This is a genomic window from Tolypothrix campylonemoides VB511288_2 (assembly GCF_045999855.1).
GTDB classification, from domain to species: Bacteria; Cyanobacteriota; Cyanobacteriia; order Cyanobacteriales; family Nostocaceae; genus Scytonema; species Scytonema bouteillei_A.
The window spans coordinates 481,511-496,098 of sequence record NZ_JBFPMW010000001.1 but is presented as its reverse complement, the minus strand read 5'-3'; the positions used below and the strand labels follow the sequence as shown (position 1 = coordinate 496,098).

Annotated in this window: 14 protein-coding genes, 1 pseudogene and 1 CRISPR repeat array; of the genes and pseudogenes, 9 read left to right on the top strand and 6 right to left on the bottom strand. The window is 42.5% G+C overall.

Features of this window, described 5'->3' with window-relative positions:
* Positions 1-12: 12 nt before the first annotated feature.
* From AB0756_RS02200 to AB0756_RS02185, 4 genes are all read left to right on the top strand, one after another.
* Positions 13-588, top strand: coding sequence for a methylmalonic aciduria and homocystinuria type D protein (locus AB0756_RS02200; protein WP_038082529.1), 576 nt, complete (start codon positions 13-15; stop codon positions 586-588).
* A 69-nt stretch (positions 589-657) separates the two neighbouring features.
* Complete coding sequence (locus AB0756_RS02195) at positions 658-1,254, top strand: DUF411 domain-containing protein (protein WP_038082528.1); 597 nt, start codon at positions 658-660, stop codon at positions 1,252-1,254.
* A gap of 206 nt (positions 1,255-1,460) precedes the next feature.
* Positions 1,461-1,751 (top strand): nucleotidyltransferase family protein, encoded by a 291-nt coding sequence (locus AB0756_RS02190; RefSeq protein ID WP_038082526.1) that lies wholly within the window; start codon positions 1,461-1,463, stop codon positions 1,749-1,751.
* 110 nt (positions 1,752-1,861) lie between these two features.
* Positions 1,862-2,143, top strand: a complete 282-nt coding sequence (locus AB0756_RS02185; RefSeq protein ID WP_408103984.1) for a HepT-like ribonuclease domain-containing protein — start codon at positions 1,862-1,864, stop codon at positions 2,141-2,143.
* A gap of 148 nt (positions 2,144-2,291) precedes the next feature.
* Here AB0756_RS02185 and AB0756_RS02180 read toward each other — a convergent pair whose 3' ends face one another.
* Positions 2,292-3,194: an aspartoacylase gene (locus AB0756_RS02180; RefSeq protein WP_038082541.1), complete on the bottom strand. Its 903-nt coding sequence runs from the start codon at positions 3,192-3,194 to the stop codon at positions 2,292-2,294.
* A 433-nt stretch (positions 3,195-3,627) separates the two neighbouring features.
* Between AB0756_RS02180 and AB0756_RS02175 the strand changes: the two genes are divergently transcribed.
* The 5 genes from AB0756_RS02175 (at position 3,628) to AB0756_RS02155 (ending at position 5,423) form a co-directional block, all read left to right on the top strand.
* Positions 3,628-3,930, top strand: a complete 303-nt coding sequence (locus tag AB0756_RS02175) for a pentapeptide repeat-containing protein (protein WP_050045554.1) — start codon at positions 3,628-3,630, stop codon at positions 3,928-3,930.
* Entirely contained in the window at positions 3,897-4,139 is a 243-nt protein-coding gene (locus tag AB0756_RS02170; RefSeq protein ID WP_038082540.1) for a pentapeptide repeat-containing protein, read from the top strand. Before AB0756_RS02175 ends, AB0756_RS02170 begins: the two co-directional genes overlap by 34 nt.
* A 498-nt stretch (positions 4,140-4,637) precedes the next feature.
* On the top strand, positions 4,638-4,967 hold the full coding sequence (locus tag AB0756_RS02165; RefSeq protein WP_038082523.1) for a low molecular weight protein tyrosine phosphatase family protein: 330 nt from the start codon (positions 4,638-4,640) through the stop codon (positions 4,965-4,967).
* A gap of 57 nt (positions 4,968-5,024) precedes the next feature.
* Positions 5,025-5,183, top strand: a complete 159-nt coding sequence (locus tag AB0756_RS02160; protein WP_153021581.1) for a hypothetical protein — start codon at positions 5,025-5,027, stop codon at positions 5,181-5,183.
* A gap of 51 nt (positions 5,184-5,234) precedes the next feature.
* On the top strand, positions 5,235-5,423 hold the full coding sequence (locus tag AB0756_RS02155) for a hypothetical protein (RefSeq protein ID WP_038082522.1): 189 nt from the start codon (positions 5,235-5,237) through the stop codon (positions 5,421-5,423).
* A 1,062-nt stretch (positions 5,424-6,485) separates the two neighbouring features.
* Here the strand turns inward: AB0756_RS02155 and AB0756_RS02150 are convergent.
* The 5 genes and pseudogenes from AB0756_RS02150 to AB0756_RS02130 all read right to left on the bottom strand — a co-directional run bounded on the left by AB0756_RS02150 (position 6,486) and on the right by AB0756_RS02130 (position 12,577).
* Entirely contained in the window at positions 6,486-7,661 is a 1,176-nt protein-coding gene (locus tag AB0756_RS02150) for a lipocalin-like domain-containing protein (protein WP_038082520.1), read from the bottom strand.
* Between the two features lie 17 nt (positions 7,662-7,678).
* A complete protein-coding gene (locus AB0756_RS02145; protein WP_082051664.1) occupies positions 7,679-10,243 on the bottom strand; it encodes an FtsX-like permease family protein in 2,565 nt (854 codons plus the stop codon).
* A 5-nt stretch (positions 10,244-10,248) separates the two neighbouring features.
* Entirely contained in the window at positions 10,249-10,986 is a 738-nt protein-coding gene (locus tag AB0756_RS02140) for an ABC transporter ATP-binding protein (protein ID WP_050045552.1), read from the bottom strand.
* A gap of 245 nt (positions 10,987-11,231) precedes the next feature.
* A complete protein-coding gene (locus AB0756_RS02135) occupies positions 11,232-11,831 on the bottom strand; it encodes a glutathione S-transferase family protein (protein ID WP_408103983.1) in 600 nt (199 codons plus the stop codon).
* A gap of 155 nt (positions 11,832-11,986) precedes the next feature.
* A pseudogene (locus tag AB0756_RS02130) lies at positions 11,987-12,577 on the bottom strand (FAD-binding domain-containing protein).
* An 842-nt stretch (positions 12,578-13,419) separates the two neighbouring features.
* Positions 13,420-14,114: direct repeats of the CRISPR family, unit length 37 nt; unit sequence GTTTCAATCCCGTTGCCGGGAATCGCTGCGTTTCAAG.
* Positions 14,115-14,588: the final 474 nt, after the last annotated feature.

The window sequence follows — 14,588 nt, the reverse complement described above, 5'->3', positions numbered from 1 at the left end:
AAATTAAAGTAAGTGAGCTACCCAACAGTTTACGCTTTTGAACGAGTCAGCCCCATTCATTTGGTTGGTAATTTGGGGCAATCTATTCAAATTTCAATTCATTCCCCCAGTCAGTATATTTGTACCAACCGCGAGCAGATATTCCCTGATTGGAAAAATGCGCTTTCTTTATGGATGGCGATCGTTTTACAACAAGCACGATTTGAATTGGTGGAAACAACACCAGAAATAGAAGCAGAGAAAGAACGATTGCGGGAAAAATTTATGAGGTTTGGCTGTGATGTCGCCTTTAATTTGCGCGATCGCAATTACCAAACAGACCTTGTCGATCCCCGCACGGGCTACCCCTTGCTTTCCCGTCCTGGAAAAAAAAATCACGACGATACAGCAACAGTAAAAGCTTTACTCCACTACGCGATCGTTCAAAATAGGTGTCGGGTATTAGTTCATCCGGAATGGGGGACAGCGGTATATCCCGGTATCTTAATATCTGAAGCGCCACCAAGCGTTCTTAAATGGATGATCGAGAATATCGCTCCTTTGCATGATTGGAAACTAAAAGAGTTAGCAGCTGACTGTGCTGGTTGAAGCAAGAATTATTGAAGAATGTATTAGCATGGATGTCTGGTTAATTAAAGAGCAGATGAGAGTTTAACAATGCAGAAACGTTTTTCTTCCTGGATTCGTAAAAGTTTGTGTTTTGCACTACTAAGTATTATAACAACTGGGTTGGCAGTTCTTGGTTGTGCAACAGTAGCTGTAGCAGAGGGAGGAAATACAGCATCTTGGCCTATTTCTCAATTAATGGCAAGTAACCCAAAACCCACAACTCCTAACAGTATTTGGGAAAACAACATAGAACCCAACTTGGGAACTCAAGAAATTACCGTTTATCGCAGTCCTTCTTGTGGCTGTTGTGGGTCTTGGGTCAAACATATGCAAAAGCACGGGTTTCAAATCAAAGATATAAAAACCGATGAAATAGAAGCCATTAAACAAAAATACAACCTACCTCAAGAGTTAGCATCCTGTCATACCGCAATTATTGACGGTTATGTTATGGAAGGACATATTCCCGCCAACGACATCAAACGATTCCTTCAACAAAAACCGACTCTTGCAGGTTTAGCTGTACCGGGAATGCCTGTAGGAACACCAGGGATGGAAGTAGGAAATAAAAAACAGCCATTTGCTGTTGTGGCCTTTAATAACAAGGGTGAAGTTAAACTTTTTCAAGAATATCAATCTTATTGATTGAGTTTACGTAGGTCATCGCGAAGCGCAAGCTGTACTCAGCTTATCGCAAATCAAGCTAGGGATCTATCGCATAAGTTCTGCTAGGTAAGTTTGCTCGATCTTACCCATTTTTTGGTACTCTCGTCGGGTAGAGCAGATGCAGAAGGTGCCTGAAAATGCCAAGCTAGAGGTAGAGATTTGTTGCGATCGTTTTGGTTTAGGCTATGGGCATTGATGAAATACTTAAAGCTTATCGGGAAGATATTTTGAGAATTGCGGCGAAGTACGGAGCGTATAATGTCCGGGTGTTTGGTTCTGTGGCGAGAGGAGAAGCAAGACCAGATAGTGATGTAGATTTTCTGGTGGAACTTGAACCACAACGAACCTTGTTAGACCAAATTGCTTTAATACAGTCCTTGGAAGAATTGCTAGGACGTAAAGTGGATCTAACTGAACCAGAAACTTTACATGAGTTAATTAGAGATACAGTGTTGCGAGAGGCTGTGGCGTTATGAAAGACGATCGGCTGTACTTGAGCAACATCTTTGAATGTATTGAGCGCATAGGTCTTAGAGGATGTTTTAAAAATCCTCTTGTTGGTAGCAAAACGTTAAGATCCCCCTAAATCCCCCTTAAAAAGGGGGACTTTAAGAGGCTTTTTAAGGGGTCAGGGGGAATCGATAGGTATTTAAAAACACAGCAAATCACTTTTCAAACAACCTCTTATACCCGTGATGGCAAAGAAGTATTTTTACAAACTACAATAATCCAAGATGCAGTCATTAGAAATTTTGAAATTATTGGGGAAGCAACGAAGCGGTTATCTCCCGACATCAGAGGAGCTTATCCAGATGTACCTTGGCAGCAAGTAGCTGGTTTTAGAGATGTACCGATCGTGATTATTTAAAGGTGAATTTAAATCGAGTTTGGAGCGCGAGCGATCGAAACTTGCCCCAACTCAAGGCAACTATTGAGGTAATGTTGCAAGAATTGGGGAAGTTGTGAGGTAAAGCTTTCAAAAATTCCAAACATAAAAAGGCAAAATAGCCAAATTGTTATTGGTCATTTGGCTGGAGGTTAACTTGAATGTTTTCTTTTGTAGTTAAACACATTGCGATACCCTTTTCATAATAAGCAGCCTCATTAATAAACACCGGGTAAACTAATGCTTCTTCCTTGTAATAAATAGTATGATTATCAAAAGTTAGAAATAAAGGATCGCCCGGTTTTAATTCCTCATAATCTCTCCCTTGAAGCTCCGGATGAATCATGCCCTCAATTTCACCATTTTTGCTCTTAGGGTAATCTACTGTTTTTAAATGTTGATAAATAGTGACAGTATTATCTATTTTTGCTATTACATTTTGATTGCATTTATCTAAATAATCTAACATAGTAAGAATCAGCCGTTCCGTTTGTTCAAAAAGATGCGCGTTTAAAGTTCCATGTGGAATCGGACCTACTTCAAGACCGAAACCCCTTTCACAAATAGAATTTAGGAAAGATGATTCTTTGTCAGGTTCAATCCAACTATAAATTTTGATTTTTGGTTCGATTGAACTTAAATAAGCAGCTAACTGGATATTAAACGGATGGTCGTTAAGCAAAATTATACTTAAACCCATATTAGCAGTCGTCGTATGTAAATCTAAAATAAAATCAACTTGCGGATTTTCTTTAGGTCCCAGAGTTTGATTGAGAAATTTTGCTCTATTTTCTTCATAGGTAAAACCTAAAGAACTATTTAAAACTTCTTTTAAAAAGCAGCGATTTAAATCTTTGTCAACATATCTTCTACAGACTTGAAAAGCTTCAGGATTGGAAAGCACTGTCAGGGTTTCAAAACTAGATTTTGTCACAAGCTGCGGAAACTTCTCAAACTTTTTGATTAAATATATACCTGTAAATTCATTGCCGTGGGTTCCTCCCACAATAGCCACTTTTTTAAACTTTTCCATCATCAACCTCTTTTAAAGGATTTTGGAGTTTGGATTAGAGATAAGTCGATCGACAAGAAAGAACACAGTTACAGCAATCCTATTTGAGATCCGAACAACGGGGATAAGGGAGATAAGGAAGACAAGGGGGACAAGGAAGACAAGGAAGAGGTATTTGTAACCCAGTTAGGACTACTATATATAACAAAACGTAAAATATACTAGTACATGAAGGCAATCCCAAACACTCGCTACTAGGGCAGAAGGCGCAAAAGCTTTTAATTTCTGCTTTTTATCTGTTACTCATGGTTGCCTTATTTACGCCACCGTGTACTAGTTGTGCTGTAGGGATGTCGGTAATTTGGAGATCAAGGTTGAAGGTAGGGTCTATGAGGGATTGCTAGAGATTGAGTGGGTTCTCTTTATATGTGTTAGTTGAAACGGTATACGATGTATGAACTTGGATGAATTCTTTAAAAAATATGCTGCTGGGGAGAAGAATTTCGCTGGCTTTGATTTGCGGGGTGTTTACCTGTGTGATATTGACTTGAGTGATGCCAATTTGAGCAGTGCCAATCTGAGTGGTGCTGTTCTGGCTGGTGTTGACCTGACTGGAGCTAACCTGAGTCGTGCCAGTTTGGATGGAGCTATTCTGAATCGCGAACTCAGAGGTATCAATTTGCGCCGCGCCAGCCTGCGGGTGCTGAACTGGCTGAGGCTGATTTGCGTGGCGCTGACTTGCGAGGATCTGATTTGAGAGGTGCGACTTTGGGGCAATCTTGCCTGGAGGGTGCCGATTTGAGTGATGCTGACCTCAGAGGAGCCTTCTTGGAAGAAATTTTCGGAAATATGGACTTGACCGACGCTAACCTCATGGGTGCCCAAGTTGGAATTAGAGACTTGAGAGATGCCATTTTGTGCAATACGGTCATGCCCGACGGAAGTATTCGGAATGACCATTGCTGAAATTAAACCTTCTGGCGTAGGATATATTGTGGGTCTTCAGTACTTGTTATGCTAAACTAATAAGTACTGAAGAGCCTATATTGTTGGCGTCTTTGTTGTTAGTTTGGCGATGCTACAAAGCAGCCACTACGGTTTTCGCCAAAGGCGATCGCATAACGTGTTCTCCCCCAAAAAATGTGACTTTAAGCTTACAGCGGTAATACGGGCTTTGAGAGGAAAGACACGAATAAATTGTACAAAACTATATTGGAATTTTTCAGCATCTATTACTTCTGAATATTAAATTTATTACAATTTTCCGGATAATTCTTATGTACAATTAAGTACAACAAAGCATGGTAGTAGTAGACTGTCGCAAGCATCTCCACACTTTATTTTAATTACCCACGAGATGGTTCGTCTTACAAAACTTTAGAGTAAATAGCGGCTTCGTGCGATCGCGATTGAAGGTCACCATTGCATCTTTTTAGATAAAATGGAAAAGTCTTAAAATTCTTTATGAAAAAATTACTGTTTATTTGCAGCAAAAATCGCTTACGCAGTCCCACAGCCGAAGCAGTATTCTGTGAGTATGAAGGATTGGAGGTAGAATCGGCCGGACTCGACCGGGAAGCAGAAATCCCTTTATGCAGCGAAGCACTTCAGTGGGCAGATATTATTTTTGTAATGGAAAAGTCTCATATGAGAAAACTTTCAAACAAATTTCAACCTTGGCTTAAAGACAAGCGAGTCATTTGTTTGGATATTCCTGACGAGTACGAGTATATGGACCCCACTCTAGTAAAGTTGTTGAAGAAAAAAGTATTACCAATACTTGGAACTTTTTAGTTTTAGCATTCTCGTTGAATCACCATTTGTACACGGCGTTTTCAACCCAAAACTCAATTGTCTCGAAGTAACCGCCACTACACTGCAAGCTTACCTCATAAGAAACAAACCCACGAGTTGCGATTCGATCGCCCTTGGCGCAAGCTGTACCCAGCTTATCGCGCTTTTTCTATCTTAAGTTTGTCTAAACGCGTGCGATCGCGCTACCGCTTGTGATTTGAAATCACCTTTGACAGTCTATCACCTTTTTCATATAAGGAAGATATAGTGAAGTTAGCCTTCAACGAAGAGTTAGATACGAAGAAACTAAAAATAGAATTTCCTACAGAAGCCATACAAGATGGAGAAAACCTTCTTCCCGTTAGGCTGGCTAACATAGCTGCTAAAAAACAATACTTGAAGGGGCGCATCCAGTTTTGGCAGAAACACACAAAACGAGAGTATAGCGGTTCATGAACTTGTAGTACAGCACCAAATTCATGAGTCGCGATCGTTCTGAGTAACAGTTCAATTGTACTAAAAAGCTCAAGAAAGATTGCAGAGAAAAAATGAACTATAAACTGCGACGAGTGTCAAAAGTGATGCTTGCCTTACTGAGACAGACAAATGATCTTAAGAGATCAATGGTGTTAATAGCTGTGGAAACTACGTAGTCACAATTCTCACCCAAAGGGTGCGATCGTGAATCTAATTTAAATGCATAGGGTTTGATAACAATTGGTGTCGAGAGCAGTGTGTTAACCAAGTCTTTTGAGATCAAATTTATGATTTGACCTGATACACTGGGGGAGCATCCCGTTAGGGCAAAATGCCCTCAGAATAGAATTCTAGGGCTATACAAACGCTCGTCCCTTCGGGTTCACCAGTTCCCAAGGCGCGGGAAACCCCTCCGGCTATCTCAGGAGCGGAGACGCTATGTGCAAGGCACACGCTCCGCGATGCCTTTATGCTATGCCCGTAAGGGCTATACGCGTTGCGAAGCTATGCCCGCAGGGCTATACGCCCTTCGGGTTCGCCAGTCCCCTACGGCGGGAGACCCGCCTATGGCGCATTCGCGCCACGCTTCGCTATCAGGGCTGGTCTCACCAGTTGCCAGGGCGCGGGAAACCCGCCTACAGGACTGGATTCACCACCTGTGTGGACTTTCTTAAAATAACCTGCGGAGGCAGGTTTCGTTTGTGTAGCCGCGATTTCAATCGCAGGCATATTTTTTCCAAATTGGGATACTCCCAAGTTTGGAGACGATTGCAAAGCTAAGGTGCAGTATTACAAAAGGAAAAAAGTTCAATTCGTCAATACCTTTGCCAATTGTGAAAAGTGGTGGTGGAAGTGAAGATAAGGAATGTGATAAGTCGAGGTGAAGTGAGAAAACCTGAAAAAAGGAGAGGGCTTTCGTAGTAAAGTCGTTGTCTACCACAAAGACAACTCAGAAAGGAGCCAAATTGGTAGACACCTTTTTCGGAGGTGCCAATTTGACTAGTGCTGATTTGAGAAGTGTGCTGTCACTATTCACTGTTATCACAGCACATCTGTTAAGCTTTTATTAGCATAACCAGTCATTTCTATGTAGCCTGACGCTGTAACTGGTGTTTCTGCCATTTCACCTTGGAAATTTACAGCGCCTTCCCAGTAAACAGTAGAGATATTGAGTTCTTGATTTGCCATTAAAGGTTTTCCTTCTAAAGACAACCCTAATTTGGGGATGCTTATTTTCCAATGTGCGGGATATCTAGCCCCACTGTAAGAGCTTTTCCAAGTATTCAAAACTTCTACTTGCCAATCTTTTGCAGATAGTAACTCTACTTTGCCATCGGCTGCAATGAAATTACCACTCGATAGAGGTTCAATTGTGCCATCTTCTCGCCGCAGCAAATACAACATTAGCGCTGTATCATTATCAAATTGCAGCGAAAACCAATCCCAACCAATATCGCCAGCACTGAGAAAACTGGTAGAGTACTCGTGGTCTTTCCAACTTAAACCTTTCACTGCAAAGGTTTCTTCTCCTACCGTAACCGTACCTGTGGTTTTTTGCCGCACAATAGAGTAGTAGTAAGAAGCATTTCCCGGTTCTGAACCTTTACGGCTATAACCGCGATCGCCTTGCAATACTGGTGGTAGGGTTTGTTGCAAAACCAAGTCCAGTGCTACTTTATCGGTTTTTGCCTTGAGTCTAACTTGACCTGGTGTTATCTCTGTCACAGACCAATCATCTAGCCAAACACTGTATGGTTCGGCTTGTGCGCCTGCTAATCCCACAGCATTACGATTAAAGCGTTCGCTGGGATAAAATTTTTTTTCAGTAATATCACTGACGGTAAAGTGAGCAAAATAGACTTGATTGCTGCGCCAATGAGAAGCTGATTCTACAGAAACAGATTGATTCTTTGGGGTTAAAGCACGACGGAAAAAGGTTAATTCAAAACCGAAAGGGCGACCTGTTGCAGTTTCTAAATTCCCCGTATAATACCACCACTCCGTTTGGTAATCTTCATGAGAGCCAAAATCGCGAGGAAAACTGATTTCGGTGGGTGCAAACACTTGCTTAAATTTTCCCTCCGAGGGGGAGGCTGTAGATAACCATTCTACTGTTGCTTGACCGCTCGCAGTCACTTTTTGCGAGGGGAAGAGAATAAAAGCAATGGTACCAAGTAATGCGATCGCGCAGAGAAGGACAGTCAGTATTCGTTTCATAATTCGGATAGGAGAAACTATTCTTGGCGAATAGCGGAAGCAATGACAGTATTACCCAAACGCCAAGCAGGATAAACTCCTGCTAAAAGAGCAGCCACGACCGCAACACCAAAAGCTTGTATAAAGTATCCAGGCTGTAATTGCATTTGCAATGTCCAACCAAAAGAGCGAACGTTAATGACGTAAATTAAAATCCACGCCAAAACATATCCTAAAGGCATCGCTAAAATACCAGATATTGCACCCATCAATCCAGTTTCAATAAAAGTCATAAACCATAATTGCTGGGGCGTCATACCATTTGCGCGTAAGATTCCAGTTTCCCTCGTTCGCTCCAGTTGTAAACTCATTAAAGCACTCAAAACTCCAATAAAAGCAACAACCACAGCTAACAATCGCAAAGCATCTGTGATGGCAAAAGTGCGGTCAAAGATTTCTAAAGAACCCTGACGTAGGGTTTGGTTGGACTGGACAAGTAAATCTTGTTTGCCTTGAAAACGATGTTTGATAGCTGTCACAACGTCCTCTACCCTTTCCCCTGGTTTGAGAAACAAACCAATAGATGCAATATTGTCATCCCTCCAAAGGTTTGTATAAATGTCATTGTCTAGTAAGATTGTGCCTTGGTCGTTAGAGTAATCATAAAAAACTGCTAACACGGGAAAACTGCGCCAACCAACAGGAGTTTCTATAGTAATGTCTGTTGGGGGAACCGAGAGATTTTCTTTGAGTAGCAAAGCTTCCGAAACAATGACACCTTTCCCTGCTTCTAGACCTTCCCATGGGTTGACACCTTTGTCACGCTTCCAACTATAAGGACGTTTGCCATGAGAGACATCACCATCAGCAGAAATGAGTTTTACATGCCGATTGAATTCTTTAACCGTCGTTTCCGTTTCATTGTAGGTCACAAAATCGTCCCAATCTTCGTGTGTTTTAATTTCTGCAACGACATCCGGTGATAATTTACCTAAAACACGATTGGCTGTTGTAGCAGGAGGGGTGATGTAAATATCAGCTTGCAAAGTTTGGTCCAGCCACTGTACCACAGTGACGCGGAAGGAACCAACCATAATCGATACTCCTACAATTACCGAAACCGCCACCATCAAAGCAGCAATTGCTACTGAGGTACGACTCAGCGATCGCACAATATCTCGTATTGCCAAGCGTCCGACAACACCAAAGACAGTGTTTCCCACCCAAGCCAAGGTTTCCATTAAGAAAGCAGTCACGGGTGGTGTGAGCAATGCTGCAGCCAGTAGAATTGCGAACAACCCAGCAAACGCTAAAATTAATCCACCCGCACCAATCCGGAGCAAACCAACTCCTAAAAGGGTGAACACTGCCCATGCTAGCACCAACCAAGGCAACAAACGCCTTACCTGACTTTCCAAACTCGAGCGCTGTAAAGTTGTTTGAGGGGAAGTTCGCATCGCCTCAAGAGCAGGAATGACCGAAGCAAAAATTGATGCTGCAATGCCAACCGCCAGACCTTTCCCCAAACTCCAAGGGTCGATACTGACACTTTGCACGTTGACGACAAAATAGAAGTCGTTAATACTTTGGGTAATCAAACCCACAATACCACGTCCCAGCAAAACTCCCAGCCCCAACCCCAAGGTAGAACCTATGAAACTAAAGACCGCAGCTTCACTAAGAATCAGTACAAATAGCTGACCGGGAGTTACACCCAAACAACGAAGGATACCAAACAGAGGTCTTCGTTGGATAACACTGAAAGTCACTGTGTTATAAATCAGAAACATTCCCACGACCAATGCTAGCAAACTCAGAGCCGTCAAATTGAGTTTAAAAGCAGCAGTCATTTGCTGGATGGCATTTTTTTGAGCTTCTGCTGTTTCCAGTTTCACTCCTTCCGGTAGAATTGCCTCAATAGCCCCTTGTTCTGTTGTATCGTGCAGGATCAAATCGATATGGCTGAGATGATTCACCATTCCTAAAATATCTTGGGCTGAGGCAATATCCGCAAATAAAATGCTACTCAAAGCGTTGCGGGTAATGTTATTTGCTGGTTTCAATAATCCAACAACCTGAGCGCGAGTCTCTTTTCCTGCTAGATCGAGGGTGATACTGTCTCCCGCACCAATACCGTACTGTTTGGCTAAGTCTTGGGAGAGGATAACAGTGTTAGGTTGTGTCAGAAAAGCAGTTCCACCCGTAGCGGCTTGAGATTGGTTTTCCTCAAAATAATTGCGGAATGGAGGTTCAGCAAATAAATCCACACCTACCAACCGTAAAGGTTGAGAACCGAGTTCTTTAGCTGAAATGTAACCTTCAACGATAGGGGCTGAGGTAACGCGAACTTCTCGGCGCAGTCTGGTGTAAAGACTTTCGTCGATACCTGTTGGTGAAACTGTGACAATCCGATGCGTTGCGTGTCCGGTTATGGCGTCTGTGGACAATTCAAAAGCACGTTGGGCGGAACCATTGGCTAAGTCAATGGAAACCATCATGGCAACTCCCAACGCCACCCCAAGGATCAGTAGAATATATTGCAAGGCATTTTTCTGGATGCGACGCCAAGCCAAACGCCATAAAGGTTGATTGGATACAGTCACTTGGTTCAAGCAACAACCTCCTCAACCAAGGGGCTTTGAATAACTTCTTGCTGCAAACGTCCGTGGTGCATTCGCAAAACTCGGTTGGCAAATCGGGCGATTTCCGGGTTGTGGGTTGCCATAATTAATGTTTTGTGAGTATCGCGAGTCAATTGCAGTAGCAAATTTAAAACTTTTTCTCCTGTTTCTTCGTCTAAATTCCCTGTAGGCTCATCTGCTAATACCAACATTGGCTGGTGAACCAAAGCCCTCGCGATCGCCACTCTTTGCTGCTGTCCTCCCGAAAGCTGGTCGGGGAAAGCATTGCATCTGTCTGCCAAACCGACTTTTTCCAAGAGATTCACAGCCACCTGTTTTAATTCTTTTCCCTGTCTTCCCGCCAATTCTTGAGGAAGCATGACATTTTCCAAAACTGTTAAAGTTGGAATCAAGTTAAAAAATTGAAAAATAAAGCCAATATTATCGCGTCGGAACAGAGTGCAAGCTCTTTCGTTCAGTTCTGTAATCGCTACATTTTCGATCCGAACCGTTCCTGCTGTTGGTTTTTCAATCCCAGCTATCAGATTCAACAGAGTGCTTTTCCCGCTACCACTATGACCGAGAAGAACAATAAATTCTCCTTTGTCAATGGAGATATTCACATCATCGATGACAGTACGGGAAGTTGCTCCTTCTTGAAATGCTTTGCGGAGATTTTGGAGTGCGATGGACACCGACGGAGTACTAGTATCATTTTGGCTCAAGGTTTCCCCCTGTTAGAAGATTAAAAAAACTTTACAATCTAGATTAACAGGAGAAGAGTATGTTATGTAAATTGTCCTGACACTTCCGCGATCGTTTCATAGTGGGGAGTTGCATTGACTTGTTGTTGGGAGTTGGGTAGGGTGGACATTTGAGTAGACAGGTGTCATAACTGAGCCAAAAAACTATCCAACCTGGATGCACTTACAACTTTCCAAGGAACAATTCCGTTGCCGTTGTATAAAAATTATGGAATACTGTTGGCAAAGTCATATGTACCTCCACGCTCGAGCGCACGCAAGTAAGCTTTTCGCGTATGGATGCGCTCAAGAAATTCCCCGATTGAGGGTCGGCTAAGAACTTCTTGAGGGAGCATGGCAAGTAATTCGAGAGGAAAACTCATTTGGATATCGGCGGCAGTTAGATAGGAACCAACAAACCACGTGCTCTTACGAAGTTCGCCTTCTATATAATCGAAATGAAGCTTAATCTGCGGTGCGACGAATGTGCTCATAGCCTGACTATCGCCTAGTCCAAAACGGTTAAGAATGAGATTGAGGAGCAAGGGCGGCATTGCAGAGCCTTCAGCATAATGCAGCCAATACGTATAGCGCAGACGCTCTGTTGTATTGGGGGGCGGGACTAGCCGACCATTGCCGTAGCGCTCCACCAAGTATTCGATAATAGCACCCGATTCGGCAAGAGTCAGGTCTCCATCTGTAATCACTGGAGATTTACCAAGCGGATGGACTTGGCGCAATAACTCGGGTGCTAGCATGGTTTTTTCATCGCGTTCGTAGTACTTAATTTCGTACTCGATATCTAATTCCTCAAGCAGCCACAGCACGCGTTGCGAACGTGAGTTGTTGAGATGATGAACAACTATCACAAAACGTTCCTCTATAAGTAGTAACTCATGATACTTGACTTTCTAGATTAGCTTAATACCAATTAAGTAACGTCCACCCTGAAGACTATCTTAAATGCAACATCCGCAAGTTACTATTGAGCAGCACGCTGTTTTTCAATCGAAGCGATAGAAGAATTCTCTAGTTGAGATTCCAATTCTAAAAATTGCTTGTACTGTTTATCTTTGGACTCAAAATATTTTTCGACTGTTGTTTTTGTGGCTATAGCATTTTCATACTCATCACCACCATTAGCTAATAAACGTTCTCTCACCCGTTTGCGAATAGCGGAAACAATTTTCCCATTGACGAGTCGAGTTTTTGACCAATCTAGAATGGGTGGTAGATATAAACCGTGCTCAATGTACTTGCCTTGAAGAATATCCTGTAAACTGTATCCCAAAAACTTTGGTATCCAGTGGTAGATAAAGCGTAAATCTGAATCTTTCTCTTCAATATTTTTATTAGAATTGTAAATACGAAAAGTTTCACTCAAAGGATTGGTAATACCTGATTGCATCTGCCACTGCCAGTTATTGATACGGTTTTAACCCTTAAGCCTCCAGCTTATCACCAAATCTCCATCCACCAAATAATTCATGTAGTGGCTTGCGCCATGATGCCAAGAAATACCGTAATTAATTGTTAGGAAAGTAGCACACATCGCCCGCATGCGGAAATTCATCATTTCTCCCCTTTTCCTTGCTCCCACACTCTACAAGAAAACACTGTATTAATTCTTTTTTTTATACCGTTTTCATGACCAACCTAGCTGGCAAATCCATTTACTTCAATCAACATCCGTCTCCATTACCACTTTGGTATGAGCTTTTTACTTAAATTGCATCCAGACATTTCAGCAACTGTTTTTCCCGAAAAACATCACTAAGTACTTACACATAAATATTTATATATTTTTTGAAGCCATTGAAATCGTTGTAAGCCAACACTGTTCCTTGTTACCCGTTCCCTGTTGCCTCTCCCAATTAGATAATTTATTTTGCATAACTACTTAGCGTTCCTGGTCTTCTACTTACTGCCACCAACTGCTTCCATACAATTTGGTGTAGAATCGCTCAAACCCTTACCTGGAGTAATATTCACCTCTTTGAGTTCCTGGATCAATTCCTACTTTTTTCTCAGAAACTTTTAGATTTTTTCATCTCTTGTACTATGAGAATTTCCGGTATTTAGTAATTTTGTACTCATTTGACTGCCATTGTTGCTTCCTTTTTCCATATGCAACCAACGTCTCAATGCTCAATGCTCAATGATATCAAGCTCACAAACCATTGCTACCTCAGGGTTTCCCCTGTTTGTCTATCTCTTACATTCTTACTGCCATTTTGCTGCTTCCATTCTTATACTTACTGCCATCGACTGCTTCCGTGATTGTCACAATCGCCTCTTTGGCTCAACGTCATCATCAGCATTTCAAGCTTTTTTACTGCCATCGACTGCTTCCACTTTACTGCCATCGCCTGGGTAAAGTGACAGCATCTTTTATTCCTATAGCAGCTAAAACGTGTTTTAATCCCGTTGCCGGGAATCGCTGCGTTTCAAGCAGCAAAGTTTCAGCCGCCGCCTGGAACTCGTGGATTGTTTCAATCCCGTTGCCGGGAATCGCTGCGTTTCAAGCTTCTTCTTGTTTGTTAATTCTCCAAGCGATTGGTTTCAATCCCGTTGCCGGGAATCGCTGCGTTTCAAGCAGTGCTACCCGCAAACATTGGTATTTCTATATTCTGTTTCAATCCCGTTGCCGGGAATCGCTGCGTTTCAAGATCAAAGATGATGTCTCCAACGCCTTCCAAGCCCAAAACAAGTTTCAATCCCGTTGCCGGGAATCGCTGCGTTTCAAGACCTTACGTTGGAATTAAACTGTTTGGATATAACAAGTTTCAATCCCGTTGCCGGGAATCGCTGCGTTTCAAGCAAGCGTTATCGGAACCCAGTTGAAAGTTAAGTTCGTTTCAATCCCGTTGCCGGGAATCGCTGCGTTTCAAGTTTAAGTAAGTCTTTATACTACGTAAGGTGCGATCAGTTTCAATCCCGTTGCCGGGAATCGCTGCGTTTCAAGTTTAGGTTGCTGGATAATTCCAAGGTTGCAACTTAGTTTCAATCCCGTTGCCGGGAATCGCTGCGTTTCAAGCAGGGTTATCAAAGAGTCCAAGCCAAAGTATATCGTGTTTCAATCCCGTTGCCGGGAATCGCTGCGTTTCAAGTTGCTAGGATAATTCATTGATAAGTACCCTCTGGTTTCAATCTAGCAACGGTGCGGTGTATGATGAATTAAGTTTTAGGATAATTCATTGATAAGTACCCTCTGGTTTCAATCCCGTTGCCGGGAATCGCTGCGTTTCAAGCCGCCGGATATTTATTTGCAAACAAGCAATAACGTTTGTTTCAATCCCGTTGCCGGGAATCGCTGCGTTTCAAGCCCGCCATCTGAAACCCTTAAATAGCATGGATTCTACGAGCCGTTTTGGCAGATCGAAAAAATGACCTCATTTGCGGCTCGCTTATTGACATATACTGTCAATAGTTCTGAATTTCAAAATGCTACAACTATTAACTTGTCTAGGTTCTGGCGTTTTTGGCAGAACCCCCTAGGTTTTAGCCCCCGCTTCGGTTTGCCAAACATCAATCTAGTAACATTATAGACGGACTGCATCCGGGCGTCCAGCGATCGCTTAGAT

Coding starts and splice junctions, on each gene's coding strand:
- AB0756_RS02195 (WP_038082528.1), top strand. CDS start 658: ATGCAGAAACGTTTTTCTTCCTGGATTCGTAAAAGTTTGTGTTTTGCA.
- AB0756_RS02190 (WP_038082526.1), top strand. CDS start 1,461: ATGGGCATTGATGAAATACTTAAAGCTTATCGGGAAGATATTTTGAGA.
- AB0756_RS02180 (WP_038082541.1), bottom strand. CDS start 3,194: ATGGAAAAGTTTAAAAAAGTGGCTATTGTGGGAGGAACCCACGGCAAT.
- AB0756_RS02175 (WP_050045554.1), top strand. CDS start 3,628: ATGAACTTGGATGAATTCTTTAAAAAATATGCTGCTGGGGAGAAGAAT.
- AB0756_RS02165 (WP_038082523.1), top strand. CDS start 4,638: ATGAAAAAATTACTGTTTATTTGCAGCAAAAATCGCTTACGCAGTCCC.
- AB0756_RS02150 (WP_038082520.1), bottom strand. CDS start 7,661: ATGAAACGAATACTGACTGTCCTTCTCTGCGCGATCGCATTACTTGGT.